Origin of the sequence: Pseudomonas sp. WS 5059 (genome assembly GCF_012985525.1) — a bacterium.
In the GTDB taxonomy this organism is placed as follows: Bacteria; Pseudomonadota; Gammaproteobacteria; order Pseudomonadales; family Pseudomonadaceae; genus Aquipseudomonas.
This window is the reverse complement of sequence record NZ_JAAQWO010000006.1, coordinates 239,309-253,475: the sequence shown is the minus strand read 5'-3', so window position 1 is coordinate 253,475 and position 14,167 is coordinate 239,309. Positions and strand designations below refer to the sequence as shown.

General features: G+C 62.0%; 11 protein-coding genes. 8 read left to right on the top strand and 3 right to left on the bottom strand.

Annotated elements, in window-relative coordinates; all coding sequences use genetic code 11:
• Positions 1–61 precede the first annotated feature (61 nt).
• The 6 genes from xerD (at position 62) to HBO12_RS19170 (ending at position 9,876) form a co-directional block, all read left to right on the top strand.
• The gene (gene xerD / locus HBO12_RS19195; protein ID WP_169955682.1) at positions 62–958 is read left to right on the top strand and encodes a site-specific tyrosine recombinase XerD; all 897 of its coding nucleotides are present in this window, start codon (positions 62–64) and stop codon (positions 956–958) included.
• Between the two features lie 141 nt (positions 959–1,099).
• The gene (dsbC, locus tag HBO12_RS19190; protein ID WP_170042951.1) at positions 1,100–1,831 is read left to right on the top strand and encodes a bifunctional protein-disulfide isomerase/oxidoreductase DsbC; all 732 of its coding nucleotides are present in this window, start codon (positions 1,100–1,102) and stop codon (positions 1,829–1,831) included.
• Positions 1,832–1,958: 127 nt separating this feature from the next.
• The gene (locus tag HBO12_RS19185; RefSeq protein WP_029296281.1) at positions 1,959–3,263 is read left to right on the top strand and encodes a homoserine dehydrogenase; all 1,305 of its coding nucleotides are present in this window, start codon (positions 1,959–1,961) and stop codon (positions 3,261–3,263) included.
• A 66-nt stretch (positions 3,264–3,329) separates the two neighbouring features.
• Positions 3,330–4,739 carry a threonine synthase gene (gene thrC, locus HBO12_RS19180; protein ID WP_029296283.1) on the top strand — a complete coding sequence of 470 codons (1,410 nt, stop codon included), beginning with the start codon at positions 3,330–3,332 and terminating at the stop codon, positions 4,737–4,739.
• Positions 4,740–5,031: 292 nt separating this feature from the next.
• Positions 5,032–8,574, top strand: a complete 3,543-nt coding sequence (locus tag HBO12_RS19175) for a transporter substrate-binding domain-containing protein (RefSeq protein WP_170043066.1) — start codon at positions 5,032–5,034, stop codon at positions 8,572–8,574.
• A 72-nt stretch (positions 8,575–8,646) separates the two neighbouring features.
• Positions 8,647–9,876 carry an EAL domain-containing response regulator gene (locus HBO12_RS19170; protein ID WP_169955685.1) on the top strand — a complete coding sequence of 410 codons (1,230 nt, stop codon included), beginning with the start codon at positions 8,647–8,649 and terminating at the stop codon, positions 9,874–9,876.
• Positions 9,877–9,903: 27 nt separating this feature from the next.
• Here HBO12_RS19170 and HBO12_RS19165 read toward each other — a convergent pair whose 3' ends face one another.
• Complete coding sequence (locus tag HBO12_RS19165; protein ID WP_169955686.1) at positions 9,904–10,566, bottom strand: response regulator; 663 nt, start codon at positions 10,564–10,566, stop codon at positions 9,904–9,906.
• A 193-nt stretch (positions 10,567–10,759) separates the two neighbouring features.
• Here HBO12_RS19165 and HBO12_RS19160 point away from each other — a divergent pair, with 193 nt between their 5' ends.
• Positions 10,760–11,044 carry a DUF3509 domain-containing protein gene (locus HBO12_RS19160; protein WP_169955687.1) on the top strand — a complete coding sequence of 95 codons (285 nt, stop codon included), beginning with the start codon at positions 10,760–10,762 and terminating at the stop codon, positions 11,042–11,044.
• A 170-nt stretch (positions 11,045–11,214) separates the two neighbouring features.
• On the opposite strand, the gene HBO12_RS19155 is transcribed toward HBO12_RS19160, so the two are convergent.
• Both HBO12_RS19155 and HBO12_RS19150 read right to left on the bottom strand, forming a co-directional pair.
• Positions 11,215–12,099 carry a TIGR02285 family protein gene (locus HBO12_RS19155; RefSeq protein WP_170043065.1) on the bottom strand — a complete coding sequence of 295 codons (885 nt, stop codon included), beginning with the start codon at positions 12,097–12,099 and terminating at the stop codon, positions 11,215–11,217.
• A gap of 25 nt (positions 12,100–12,124) precedes the next feature.
• Positions 12,125–13,324 carry a CaiB/BaiF CoA transferase family protein gene (locus tag HBO12_RS19150; RefSeq protein ID WP_169955689.1) on the bottom strand — a complete coding sequence of 400 codons (1,200 nt, stop codon included), beginning with the start codon at positions 13,322–13,324 and terminating at the stop codon, positions 12,125–12,127.
• A gap of 147 nt (positions 13,325–13,471) precedes the next feature.
• Between HBO12_RS19150 and HBO12_RS19145 the strand changes: the two genes are divergently transcribed.
• Positions 13,472–14,014: a YaeQ family protein gene (locus tag HBO12_RS19145; RefSeq protein ID WP_057438005.1), complete on the top strand. Its 543-nt coding sequence runs from the start codon at positions 13,472–13,474 to the stop codon at positions 14,012–14,014.
• Positions 14,015–14,167: the final 153 nt, after the last annotated feature.

Genomic DNA, 14,167 nt, shown 5'->3' with positions numbered 1-14,167 from the left:
GCTCCTACACAGAGCGCGGCTGCGATAGGATCTACCCATTCTTTTCTCCGTTCGAGCGCCCATGCCCGCCATTGACCACCCCCTGATCGACCGCTTCCTCGATGCCCTCTGGCTGGAAAAAGGCCTGTCGGACAACACTCGCCAGTCCTACCGCAGCGACCTGGCCCTGTTCAATGGCTGGTTGCTGGAGAAAAACCTCGAACTGAGCCATGCCGGGCGCGAGTTGATTCTCGATCACCTGGCCTGGCGTCTTGAGCAAAACTACAAGCCGCGCTCCACTGCACGATTCCTCTCGGGAGTGCGTGGGTTTTATCGCTATTTGCTGCGGGAAAAGCTGATTGCTGTCGATCCGACCCTGCAGGTCGACATGCCGCAGCTCGGCAGGCCGTTGCCCAAGTCCTTGTCAGAAGCCGACGTCGAGGCCCTGCTGGCCGCGCCCGACCTGAGCGAAGCCATCGGCCAGCGTGACCGCGCCATGCTGGAAGTCTTATATGCCTGCGGCCTGCGCGTCACCGAGCTGATCAGCCTGACCCTGGAGCAGGTCAACCTGCGCCAGGGCGTGTTGCGGGTGATGGGCAAGGGCAGCAAGGAGCGCCTGGTACCCATGGGTGAAGAGGCGATCGTGTGGGTCGAGCGCTACATGCGCGATGCCCGCAGCGAGTTGCTCGGCGGGCGCCCCAGTGACGTGCTGTTTCCCAGCCTGCGCGGCGAACAGATGACCCGCCAGACCTTCTGGCATCGCATCAAGCACCAGGCCAAGGTGGCCGGGATCGGCAAGTCGCTGTCCCCCCATACCCTGCGCCATGCATTTGCCACCCATCTGCTCAACCATGGCGCGGATTTGCGCGTGGTGCAGATGTTGCTGGGCCACAGCGACCTGTCGACCACGCAGATTTATACCCACGTGGCGCGCGCACGGTTGCAGGACCTGCATGCCAAACATCACCCGAGGGGCTGACAGGCCCCAATTTGGCCGTCGGCGTCTGCCCTGGCGCCCAATTGTGGTAGGCTTTGCCGGTTTGCAAAGGGGACGGTCCCGAGCCGTGTTTCCAGATCGGCGTCCTGGCCTTCGTCCCTGCATCTGCCTTCAGGAGTTCCCATGCGCTTGACCCAGATTTTTGCCGCCGCAGCCATTGCGTTGGTCTCAACCTTTGCCGTCGCCGATGACGCCGCCGAGAAGACAATCCGTAAGAGTCTGGAAAGCCTCCAACTCGAAACTCCGGTCGAAAGCATCAGCGCCAGCCCCATGGCCGGCCTGTATGAAGTCAAGCTCAAGGGCAGCCGCGTGCTGTATGCCAGCGCCGACGGCCAGTACATCGTCCAGGGCTACCTGTTCCAATTGAAAGACGGCAAGCCGGTCAACCTCACCGAGAAGGCCGAGCGCCTGGGCGTGTCCAAGTTGATCAACGCCATCCCGGTTGCCGAAACCGTGGTGTACCCGGCCATTGGCGAGACCAAGACCCACATCACCGTGTTCACCGACACCACCTGCCCGTACTGCCACAAGCTGCACGCCGAAGTGCCTGAGCTGAACAAGATGGGCGTCGAAGTGCGCTACGTCGCGTTCCCGCGCCAGGGCCTGGGTTCGCCGGGTGACAAGCAGTTGCAGGCGGTGTGGTGCTCGGCTGACAAAAAAGGCGCCATGGACAAGATGGTCGACGGCAAGGACATCAAGGCTGCTGCCTGTGCCAACCCGGTCTCCAAGCAGTTCAACCTGGGCCAGTCGATTGGCGTGAGCGGTACGCCGGCCATCGTCTTGGCTGACGGCCAGGTCATTCCGGGCTACCAGCCGGCCCCACAAATCGCCAAACTGGCGCTGGGTGCCAAATAAACAGTATCGTCGAGCCTTTGACGGTCAGACCCGCCGACTCGTCGGCGGGTCATTAATAGCGAGCCGCAGTTGTGCGGCTGTTTTTCACGGCCGACCTTGAGTCGGCCGTTTCATGGGGAGTTCTTCAGTGAAACCGGTCAAAGTAGGCATCTGTGGGTTAGGGACCGTCGGTGGCGGCACCTTGAACGTACTTCAGCGTAATGCTGAGGAAATTTCCCGCCGTGCAGGGCGTGGGATTGAAGTGGCACAAATTGCCATGCGTACGCCAAAGCCTCAGTACCAAACGACCGGTATTGCGATTACCAACGATGTCTTCGACGTGGCCACAAACCCTGAAATCGATATCGTCATCGAACTGGTCGGCGGCTACACCGTCGCCCGTGAGTTGGTGCTCAAGGCCATCGAAAACGGCAAGCACGTGGTTACCGCCAACAAGGCGCTGATTGCCGTGCATGGCAACGAAATCTTCGCCAAGGCCCGCGAGAAGGGCGTGATCGTGGCGTTCGAAGCCGCAGTCGCTGGCGGTATCCCGGTGATCAAGGCGATCCGCGAAGGCCTGTCGGCCAACCGTATCAACTGGGTGGCCGGCATCATCAATGGCACCGGTAACTTCATCCTTACCGAAATGCGCGAGAAGGGCCGTACCTTCGAAGACGTACTGGCCGAGGCCCAGGCCCTGGGTTACGCCGAAGCCGACCCGACGTTTGACGTGGAAGGCATCGACGCAGCGCACAAGCTGACCATCCTGGCGTCCATCGCCTTTGGGATCCCGCTGCAGTTCGACAAGGCCTACACCGAAGGCATCACCAAGCTGACCACCGCCGACGTGAACTACGCCGAAGCCCTGGGCTACCGCATCAAGCACCTGGGCGTGGCGCGCAGCACCGCTGCCGGTATCGAATTGCGCGTGCACCCGACCCTGATCCCGGCCGACCGCCTGATCGCCAACGTCAATGGCGTGATGAACGCGGTGATGGTCAATGGTGATGCGGCCGGTTCGACCCTGTTCTACGGCGCTGGCGCCGGCATGGAACCCACCGCTTCGTCGGTGATCGCCGACCTGGTGGACGTGGTCCGCGCCATGACCAGCGACCCGGAAAACCGCGTGCCGCACCTGGCGTTCCAGCCGGATTCGCTGTCGGCCCACCCGATCCTGCCGATCGAAGCCTGCGAAAGCTCCTACTACCTGCGAATCCAGGCCAAGGATCATCCAGGCGTGTTGGCCCAGGTGGCCAGCATCCTCTCGGAGCGTGGCATCAATATTGAGTCGATCATGCAGAAGGAAGTCGAAGAACACGACGGCCTGGTGCCCATGATCCTACTGACCCACCGGGTGCTGGAACAGCACATGAACGATGCCATCGCCGCCCTGGAAGCCTTGCAAGGCGTGGTCGGGCCGGTGGTACGGATCCGTGTCGAACACCTGAACTAACGATAGGTTGCAGAGGCCCCGCAGGTTCGGCGGCCTCTGTTCAAGAATGTTGTAGAGGAGCCAGTCATGCGTTACATCAGCACCCGCGGCCAGGCACCGGCCCTGAATTTCGAAGACGTCCTGCTCGCAGGCCTCGCCACTGACGGCGGCCTGTACGTGCCGGAAAACCTGCCACGCTTCACCCAGGAAGAAATCGCCTCCTGGGCCGGCCTGCCATACCACGAGCTGGCGTTCCGGGTCATGCGCCCGTTCGTCACCGGCAGCATCCCCGATGCTGACTTCAAGAAGATCCTCGAAGAAACCTACGGCGTGTTTTCCCACAACGCCATCGCCCCGCTGCGCCAGTTGAACGGCAACGAATGGGTGCTGGAGCTGTTCCACGGCCCGACCCTGGCGTTCAAGGATTTTGCCCTGCAATTGCTCGGCCGCCTGCTGGACTACGTGCTGGAGAAACGCGGCGAGCGCGTGGTGATCATCGGTGCCACCTCCGGTGATACCGGCTCGGCGGCCATCGAAGGCTGCAAGCACTGCGAAAACGTCGACATCTTCATCCTGCACCCGCACAACCGTGTGTCGGACGTGCAGCGTCGGCAGATGACCACCATCTTTGGCGAGAACATCCACAACATCGCGGTCGAAGGCAACTTCGACGACTGCCAGGAAATGGTCAAGGCCAGCTTTGCTGACCAGAGCTTTCTCAAAGGCACGCGTCTGGTTGCGGTGAACTCGATCAACTGGGCGCGGATCATGGCCCAGATCGTCTACTACTTCCACGCCTCGCTGCAGTTGGGCGGGCCGGCGCGTTCGGTGTCGTTCTCGGTGCCGACCGGCAACTTCGGCGATATCTTCGCCGGCTACCTGGCGCGCAACATGGGCCTGCCGATCAACCAGTTGATCGTCGCCACCAACCGCAACGACATCCTGCACCGCTTCATGAGCGGCAACCAGTACGTCAAGGAAACCCTGCACGCGACCTTGTCGCCGTCGATGGACATCATGGTCTCGTCGAACTTCGAACGCCTGCTGTTCGACATGCACGGTCGTAACGGCGCGGCCCTGGCCGGCCTGATGGACAGCTTCAAGCAGGGTGGCGGTTTCAGCGTCGATCAGGAGCGTTGGACCGAAACCCGCAAGCTGTTCGACTCCCTGGCCGTGGACGATGCCCAAACCTGCGAGACCATCGCAGAAGTCTATGCCCAGACCGGCGAGCTGCTGGACCCGCACACCGCCATTGGCGTCAAGGCCGCACGCGAATGCCGGCGCAGCCTGGATATCCCGATGGTGATCCTCGGCACGGCCCACCCGGTGAAATTCCCTGAGGCGGTGCAGAAGGCCGGTGTCGGCAAGGCCTTGGAGCTGCCGCCGCACCTGGCTGACCTGTTTGAGCGGGAAGAGCGTTGCACGGTATTGCCTAATGATCTGAAGGCTATTCAGGCGTTCGTCAGCCAGCATGGCAATCGTGGTAAGCCGCTCTGAGTCTTGGCTGACTCAATGTTGTTTGCTTAAAAAAAACGGCGTTTACCCCGTGATGGGAAACGTCGTTTTTATTTGGGGTACATCGCTCACCGAAGCACCAATGTGGGAGCGGGCTTGCTCGCGATAGCCGTGTGCCAGGCGCAGTATGTGCTGGCTGACCCACCGCAATCGCGAGCAAGCCCGCTCCCACAGGGGGTGTCGCTTGGTGTAAGGCTATGCTGTGTGCGCAATAACCAACAAGGAAACCCCCACGGTGCGGTTCACGACCCGATGGCGCCAGTGCCTCCTGAGCATGCTCTTGCTCGGTCATCTGCCTGCAAGCCTGGCCGCCGTCAGCCTGCCGTTCAACCTGGTGCCGGCGTTTATCACCCTGGCGCCCATGCCCCTGGCACCCGCCGAGCAGCAGTGGCTGGCGCAGCATCCCAGCTTGAAAGTGGGGATCTCCATCGATGATTACCAACCCATCGATATCACCCGTGATCACAATCGCTACCAGGGCATCAGCGCCGACTACCTGAGCCTAGTGGGCGCGCGGCTTGGCGTGCCGATGCAAGTGATGGGTTTTGCCGAGCGGGCCCAGGCCGTGGAAGCGTTGCGCAGCGGGGCTATCGATATCCTCACCAGTGCCAACGGCTACGAGCGGGATGTGCCTGGCCTGGCCTTTACCCCGGACTATATGCCGGACCGTTCAGTGGTGGTGGTGCGCACTGACGAGGCCATGCAAGACGACCTCAAGGGCAAGAAAGTTGTGTTGCTTGATGGTTACGCCAACGTCAAGAACGTGCATGCGGCGTACCCGCAAAGCCATATCATGCTCGCGCCCAACCTCTACAGCGGCCTGGAGGCCTTGGCCCAGGGCGATGTGGATGCGTTTATCGGCAATGAAGTGATCGTGCGCGCCTACAAGTCCCTGCGGCCTTACCTGGGTATGCAGATCAAGGAGCAGAGCCGCCTGGCGCCGATTGGCTTTGCCTTCGCCACGCGCCAGGCCGACCCCTTGTTGGGCCGCATGCTGGACCGCGCGCTGCACAGCATCGATGACTCGGTCCGCCGCGAAATCCTCGCCCGCTGGACCACCGGCCTGGGGGTGGACGTTGACGGTGAGCGCATCCCCCTGACCGCCGCCGAGCAGGCCTGGATGCTGCGCCATCCCCAGGTGCTGGTGGCGGCCCAGCAATATTCGCCGTATGTATTCAAGGACAAGGACGGCCGCTGGGTCGGGCTGAACGTGGATCTGCTTAATCGCCTGTCGCGCATGACCGGTTTGCAGTTCGTCCTCGAGGAAGTGTTTTCCACCGCACAAACCCTTGAGCTCTTGGAAAACCACGCGGCGGACATGAGTACCACCCTGGTGGAAAACACCGAGCGCCGGCGCTTTCTGGATTTCAGCCATGGGTTTGGCGGCGCCGGCTGGGTGTTCGTCGAGCGGGCCGATGCACCGCCGGTGATCAACCTGCGCCAGCTCTCGGGCAGGGTCTTGGCGCTGCCCGCGCGGCATGTGTTGGAGGCTTATATCCGCCGCGAATACCCGACGATCCGCCTGCGCCTGGTGCCCAACTACACCGAGGCCCGCGCCCTGGTGGCCCGGGGAGACGCCGCCGCGACCATCCAGAGTGAAGTGGAAGTGCAGAGCTACCCGGCCGATGAATTGCGTGCCGGTCGCAGCGTCGATGGCAAGTGGTCCAGTGACAGCCTGGCGGTGCGCAAGGACCACCCCGAGCTGCTGAGTATTTTGAACAAGGCCCTGGAAGCCTTGCCGGTGGCCGAGTTGAGTGCCCTGCGCCTGCGCTGGATGGGCGCGGTGGCGGTGCCGGTGCCGGCTTGGCAGCGTGTGCCATCGTGGGCCTACTGGACGGTCGCCACGGCGCTGCTGTTTGTGCTGGTGTCGCTGGTCTGGAACAGCCGGCTCAAGCGCCAGATCCGCCAGCGCGTCGAGGCCGAGCGGCGGCTCAATGACCAGTTGGCCTTCAAGCGGGCCTTGCTCGACGGTATCCCCAACCCGGTATTTGTGCGCGACCTCGCTGGCCGCCTGGTCACCTGCAACAAAAGCTATGAACAACAGTTGGCCACCCGGCTTGACCAGATTCGCGGCCTGACCCTGCCGCAGAGCGCAGTGCTGCCCGCCGCCACGGCCTTGCGCCTGCATACCGGGCACATGGAGCAACTGGCCACGCAGCAGTCGCTGTTTATCGACCGCCAGCTGGAGTTCAATGGCGGCATCGCCCATGTCTATCAATGGACCGTGCCGTTTTATGATGCCCAGGGCCAGTTGCAGGGGCTGCTCGGCGGTTGGGTCGACATCAACGAGCGCAAGGTCCTGGAAACCCAGTTGATGGATGCGCGGCGCGCCGCCGATGAAGCGAACTTCGCCAAGAGTGCCTTTGTGTCGAACCTCAGCCATGAGATCCGCACGCCGATGACGGCGATTATCGGCCTGCTGGAACTGGAGCAGGAACGCGCCCTGGCCTCGGGCGCACCCGTCTCCGAGGCGCTGCAGGTGGCCCATCGTTCGGCGCGGGAGTTGATTGCCTTGATGGGCGATAGCCTGGACCTGGCGAAGATCGAGGCCGGCCACCTGCAACTGGCGCCACAGACCACCGACCTGAAAGGGTTCTTCGAGGGCATCCAGCGGCTGTTTGAAGCCACGGCGCAGAAAAAGGGCCTGCACCTGACCCTGGCTTTCGATCCCCAGGCGCAAGGCTTTTACTGGTTCGACCCGCTGCGCCTGCGCCAGGTCATGCATAACCTTTTGGGCAATGCGCTCAAGTTCACGCAGCACGGAGAAGTGCGCGTGCGTGTCGCCTGCCAGTTGGATGGCGAGGGGCATGAATACTTGCACCTGTGCGTCGAGGACACGGGCCCAGGTATCGGCGTCGACCAGCAGGCGCGGGTGTTCAAGCCGTTTATCCAGGGCAGCCCGCTGACGGCAGCCGAACATGGCGGTACCGGCTTGGGCTTGAGCATCTGCCAGCAACTGGTGGACTTGATGGGCGGGCAAATCACCCTGCACAGCGTCCTGGGCGAAGGCACCACCGTGTGTATCGACCTGCGCCTGGACCGGGTCGGCAGTGACGACCTGCCCGCGCCGGTGGCCGCAGCGTCTTTGCTGCCGGCAGATCGGGCATTGTCGGTGTTGATTGTCGACGACCTGTCGGCCAACCGCCTGGTGCTGGCCCAGCAGTTGCAGTTCCTCGGGCACCAGGTGGTCGCCGTGCACAGTGCCGAGGCAGCGTTGCAGCGCTGGCGCAGCGAGGCGTTCGATGTGCTGGTGACCGATTGTCATATGCCGGGCATGTCCGGTTTTGCCCTGGCCGAGGCCATTCGCCAGATAGAGGCCCAGGAGCAGCGCCCGCGCTGTGCGTTGGTCGGTTGCACCGCCGATGCCCAGGAAGACGAGGGCCAGCACGGCCAGCGGGCGGGTATGGATGCGCTGCTGGTCAAGCCGGTGACCCTGGAGCAGTGGAACCAGGTGCTGGCCCGGGTCACGGCGGTGCCTGCCTTCGACTTGCAGGCCTTGCGCAAGATGACCCAGGCCGACGGTCCGATCCTGCAAAGCATGTTGCAGGAGTTGGCCAATAACCTTGAGCACGAGCACCACCTGTTGGGCCACGCCATGGCCGAACACGACTTGGCGCAGTTGCGGGCCAGCCTGCACCGCCTCAAGGGTATTTGTTGCCTGGTGGATGCGCTGCCATTGGCCAAGGCCTGTATTGCCCTGGAAAGCAGTGCGCGCGAGTACCGTGAGGATGAGTTGGCGCAGCGCTGGCAAAATGTTTGCGTGGCCATACGGGTGTTGCAGGAGCAAATCCGGCCATATCTGAACAGGCAAGAATAGGACGCGTCCTATGGGGTCTTGTCGCAGTTTTGGCTAATGTGCAGCATCTTGCACGCAGCCCCAGAGTTTTCCATGCGCTCACTCAAAGTCCTGATTCTCGAAGATCACCCGTTCCAGCTGATGGCCCTGCACCAGATGCTCAACGCCAACGGCGTGTTCAACGTGCTGACGGCCGAAAGCGTCGAGGTCGCCCGCCAGTCGCTGGCGAGCAAGGGGCCGGTGGATATCGCCATCTGCGATCTGTACCTGGAGCATGGCGACTCACTGGGGCTGATTCGTGAAATGGCCGAGCAGAGCCAGGCCCAGGTGCTGGTCCTGTTGAGCGATGCCGATCCCGATGTGCTCGAAGGCGTGGCGAGCATGGCGCGCCAGGCGGGGCTCAACGTATTGGGGTGCATGCCCAAACCGGCTTCTGCCACGGCCATCGGGCAAATGCTCGATGCCTGCCGGCAACGCTTGCGGCCTAGCCCGCACGCATTGTCCTGGGAGCGCGTGCACCAGATGCTGGGGGTTAGTGAATTCGCGACCGAGAAACTCTGCGCCGAGGTCGGCGAGGCGGCCATCGAGCGTTACGCCAGTGTCTGCTACCAGCCCATTGTCAACCAGGCCGGTGATCTGCAAGGCGTGGAGGCATTGGCCCGCTGGCAAGACCCGGAGCATGGCCAGTTGATGCCCAGCGAGTTTCTGCCGCTGCTGGAGTTGGCGGGGCTAGAGCAGGCCTTTACCTGGTACGTGCTGGATCAGGTGTTGCGTCTTTGCGCCCAGGTGACCCGGGACACAGGTCGGGAACTGCCGGTATCGGTCAACATTCCCGGGCGGCTGCTGGAGCAGGAGCATTTCGCGCTTACGCTGCAAGGCCTGCTGCAACGCTTTGCCGTACCCGCGCGCAACCTGACCCTGGAGCTGGTGGAAACCTCGCGCCTGAAGACCGACAGCGCCCATGTCACCGGTTTGCTGCGCCTGCGGATGATCGGCTGCAAGTTGTCGATTGGTGATTTCGGCATCGGCGGAACCAGCTTGCAGCGTTTGCTGGAGTTGCCGTTCACCGAGCTGAAGATTCCCCCGGTGTTTGCCAGTGGGATGGCGGGTGACGAGCGCAAATGCGCGGTGGTTGCCGGGGCCATGAGCATGGCCCAGCACCTGGGCGTCGGCGTGGTCGTGACCGGAATCGAAACCCCCGGCGACCGCGACGCCGTGCGCGCGCTGGGGCCGGCCTGGCTGCAGGGTTGCCTGATTGCCCATCCGATGAGTGCCCAGATGCTGCAACACTGGCTCGCCCAGTCCGCCGCGATAGCCCTGTAGGCGCTGGCTTGCCGGTGCCTACACAATCTAGGCCAGCCCATGTTCCTGCACGTAGATAAACAGCGCAGCATCACTGATCAGCCCCAGTTTGCGCATGGCACTGACCTTCTGTGTGCTGACCGTCTGCTTGCTGCGATTGAGGTGCGCGGCAATCTCGCCCACCGTCTTACCCCCCGCCAGCAGGCGGATCACTTCCAGTTCCCGGGGGGATAGCTGGTCCTGCGAATGCAGGCGATCAGCCCCCACGGCGCCGGCCAGGGCCAGCGCCTGCTCAATGGTACGCGCCACATAGGGCCGCTGCTGGCGCACCTGGTCGATAGCTTCGGGCAACTCGTCGGCCAGGCTGGCCTTGCTCAACAGGCCCATGACCCCCAGTTCCAGGATCGAGTGAAACAGCCCCGCATTGTTGAGCATGGTCACCACCACTATGGGCAGGTCGGGGTAATGCCGGCGCAGGTGTTCGATCAGGCGCAGGCCGTCGGCCTGGGGTTCGGCGGGCATCATGAAGTCGGTGACCAGTACATCGCAGGGGCGGTCTTGCAGCAGGGCGGCCAGGGCCTGGGGCGAGTTGGCCTCACCGACGATGCGCACCTGGGCGTCGCGCTCCAGCACTGCGCGCAAACCGATCAGGAAAATCGGATGATCGTCGGCTATGACAATGCGCAGGGGCAGTTCAGACGCGTCTCTCACGGTGGACTCCGGCAATAATCAGGGGATTCTAGCCTGTCGGCGGCTGTTTTCTCTCTGTCATATTTGCCATGCATGCTCGATAAGCTCAGCTCAAGGGCGAACTTTGTGCTTTTGGCGTAGGTCACTTACCTGTAGGAGCGAGCGTGCTCCTACAGTGGTTATTTATTTTTCTCATGATTGAGTGGTGATCGAGATGGAAAGTATCAGCCTATTGCTCGGCGAAGCGCTGAGCCCTTATCAGGTCACGCTGACTGCCTCGGGTGTACACGGCGAATGCCTGGTGACGGTGAAGAGCCCGACGGGCGCGATCATGGTCGAACGCGAAGTGGATCGCGCACAACTGACCGACAAGCGAGCCCTGGTGGACGTTGTGGACTGCCTGCATCGCGACCTGAAAATCGCCGAAGGGCGCCTGGAACCTTCGGTGATCGCAGCCTTGCGCAACGCCGCCCAGGCGCGCGCTCCCGCCCAGGCATGAAGAAATTTTTATCTTTGGAACCTTCCTACAGGAAGGCGAGTCAGACCTTGTAACAGCAGGATCAAGCATTGTGCTCCGGTGCTTGTAGCTTGTTGTACTGGTCTTTGTAGGCCACGTTTAACCCCGAGTTGTCTCCCCACTGCTCGGGGTTTCTTTTTGCCAAAAATTTATCAGGGCGGCGGTGTTTCGCTGAAAAACTTCGGGTTGTCCTTGAGGTATTGCTCGCGCATCAGCGGGTCCAGCCTGTTGGCGTAGGACTCAAGTAGCGCCGCCTGGGGAATATTCTGCAATTCGCGGTTGATATGGCTGATGGCCTGGCGCCCCTGCGGGGTGTTCGAGCAGCCGATATGGATCCGTTGATAGCGCGTCGTGCCCTTGATCGGATAGAACATCAGGTCTTGTGGATCAATATCCTGTTGCGCTGCCTGATAGCGGATTTCCGTCCAGTAGCCCAACACGGCTTCCAGCCGCCCCAGGCGCTGCATCTGCAGCAAACTGCCCAGGGCATCGTTGCCGTAGTGTGGGGCCAGTTCGAGTGGGTCGGCGTGGATCAACTGTTCGTCAATCCCGGGGCCGTAGCTACGCTCGGCGACGATCCCAAGACGTGTCTGTCGCGCATCGAGAAACCTTGCCAGGTCGAACTGGCCGTCAACCACATAGCTTGCCAGGGCGTCCTGTCGGTTACGGCGATTCGCGATGCCATTGCTCAACACGGCAAACGCCGGTGTGGAAAAGACAATGTTCCTGGCTCGCGCGGGTGTCCATACCAGCGATGGATCGCAGGTGAAGGAGGGCGCATTGAGCATTTGCATGCCACGGGCGCGGTTAACGTGCAGGATCTGGTGGCGATACTGCGGCAGGCGCTCGATCAACAACGGTAGCAATTTATCGACGCTGCCCTGGCCCTTTTGCGGACCATCGAAAATGGTCATCGGCGGCAGGTCGCGCATCAGCCAGGTCAAGGTGTCCTGTGCTTGGCCCGATAGCGGCCACATCCCAAGCAGCGGGGCGATGAGCCATAGGCGCCGCAGCGCCCTGATGAAACGGCCGGCCATTATCTTGCGCATGCTCCGAGCGGCATCAGATCGCGCCATCCTTGCGCAAGCGGGCCACGGCGCTGCTGTCGTAGCCCAGAGTTTGCAGGATCACGGCATTGTGCTCGCCCAACTGCGGCCCGACCCACTCGCAACTGCCTGGGGTGTCGGAAAGCTTGGGTACGATGCCGGGCATCTTGAAATCCTTGCCGTCGGGCAACTGGGCCTTGAGGAACATTTCCCGGGCCAGGAATTGCGGGTCGCCCAACATATCTTCGGCGCTGTAGATCCGGCTGGCAGGCACTTGGGCCAGGTTCAACTGCTCCACCACCTGTTCCAGTGGCAAGCTGTTGACCCAGCGGTCGATCACGCCGTACAGCTCGTCGCGCCGGGTATCGCGGCCATCGTTGCTGGCCAGTTGCGGGTCATTGGCCAGGTCCTCCCGGCCAATGGTCAGCATGAAGCGCTTGAAGATTGCATCGCCATTGGCGCCAATCTGCACATGCTTGCCATCGGCGGTGGTATGGATCGACGACGGGGTGATGCCCGGCATGATGTTGCCGGTACGCTCGCGAATAAACCCGAACACATCGAACTCGGGGATCATGCTTTCCATCATCGCGAAGATCGCTTCATACAGCGCCACATCCACTACCTGGCCGAGGCCACCGTTGACCTCGCGATGGCGCAGGGCCATCAGTGCGCCGATCACCGCCCACAGCGCCGCGATGGAGTCGCCGATAGAGATCCCCGTGCGCACCGGCGGGCGGTCCTCGAAACCGGTGATGTAGCGCAGGCCCCCCATGGATTCACCGACCGCGCCGAAGCCCGGTTGATCCTTCATCGGCCCGGTCTGGCCAAAGCCCGAGAGCCGCACCATCACCAGCTTGGGGTTGAGGGCGTGCAGGGTGTCCCAGTCCAGGCCAAGTTTTTCCAGGACGCCAGGGCGAAAATTCTCGATCAGGATGTCGGCGTCTGCCAGCAATTGCTTGAGGATCGCCAGGCCATCGGGGTGCTTGAGGTTCAGGGTCAGGGACTGTTTATTGCGCGCCTGGACAAACCACCACAGCGACGTGCCTTCATACAGCTTGCGCCATTTGCGCAGCGGGTCGCCGCCGTCGGGGGATTCGACCTTGATCACCTGGGCGCCGAACTCGGCGCAGATGCGCGAGGCGAACGGGCCGGCAATCAGGGTGCCCAGTTCGATGACTTTCAGGCCGGCAAGCGGTTTGGCGGTAAACGACATGAGGATCCTTACTAGCGCAGGAAGGTTTGTATTGCCTTTTAACATAGGCGAGCGGTGCAGGGATAAGGATGATGCAGCGCAGGATTCGTTGAATGAGCCCGCCATCGGTTAGACTGGCCGCCTTTCCCTGTCTCTAGAAGTCCGTTCATGGCCCAGCCGTCCACGACCTACAAGTTTGAACTCAACCTGACCGACCTCGATCGTTCGGTGTACGAGAGCGTCAAGCAAACCATCGCCCGTCACCCCTCGGAAACCGAAGAACGCATGACCGTGCGTTTGCTGGCCTACGCCCTTTGGTACAACGAGCAGTTGTCGTTTGGTCGCGGACTGTCAGATGTGGACGAGCCAGCCCTGTGGGAAAAAAGCCTGGATGATCGGGTTTTGCACTGGATCGAAGTCGGCCAGCCCGATGCCGACCGCCTGACCTGGTGCTCACGCCGCACCGAACGGACCAGCCTGCTGGCCTACGGCAGCCTGCGGGTGTGGGAAGGCAAAGTGGTGCCGGTGGCCAACAACCTGAAAAACGTGCATATCGCCGCGGTGCCCCAGGAAATCCTGGAAACCCTGGCCAAGGACATGCCACGGGTGATCAAGTGGGATGTGATGATCAGCGAAGGCACGATCTTCGTCACCGACGACCGCGGCCAGCACGAAGTGCAGCTGCAGTGGCTGGTTGGCGAACGCGGCTGACCCTGTAGGCTGGCTTGTGTGGGAGCGGGCTTGCCCGCGATTGCGATGTGTCAGTCGGCTTATCTTTAACTGATCCACCGCTATCGCGGGCAAGCCCGCTCCCACATTTGATGTTTGTCGTTACTCATAGTGTTTTTTAACCGTTGTATTGCA

Bases quoted from the DNA above. Each gene is read 5' to 3' on its own strand.
- thrC (WP_029296283.1), top strand. From the start codon at position 3,330: ATGCGTTACATCAGCACCCGCGGCCAGGCACCGGCCCTGAATTTCGAA.
- HBO12_RS19170 (WP_169955685.1), top strand. From the start codon at position 8,647: ATGCGCTCACTCAAAGTCCTGATTCTCGAAGATCACCCGTTCCAGCTG.
- dsbC (WP_170042951.1), top strand. From the start codon at position 1,100: ATGCGCTTGACCCAGATTTTTGCCGCCGCAGCCATTGCGTTGGTCTCA.
- HBO12_RS19150 (WP_169955689.1), bottom strand. From the start codon at position 13,324: ATGTCGTTTACCGCCAAACCGCTTGCCGGCCTGAAAGTCATCGAACTG.
- HBO12_RS19175 (WP_170043066.1), top strand. From the start codon at position 5,032: ATGCTCTTGCTCGGTCATCTGCCTGCAAGCCTGGCCGCCGTCAGCCTG.
- HBO12_RS19160 (WP_169955687.1), top strand. From the start codon at position 10,760: ATGGAAAGTATCAGCCTATTGCTCGGCGAAGCGCTGAGCCCTTATCAG.
- HBO12_RS19145 (WP_057438005.1), top strand. From the start codon at position 13,472: ATGGCCCAGCCGTCCACGACCTACAAGTTTGAACTCAACCTGACCGAC.
- HBO12_RS19155 (WP_170043065.1), bottom strand. From the start codon at position 12,099: ATGGCCGGCCGTTTCATCAGGGCGCTGCGGCGCCTATGGCTCATCGCC.
- xerD (WP_169955682.1), top strand. From the start codon at position 62: ATGCCCGCCATTGACCACCCCCTGATCGACCGCTTCCTCGATGCCCTC.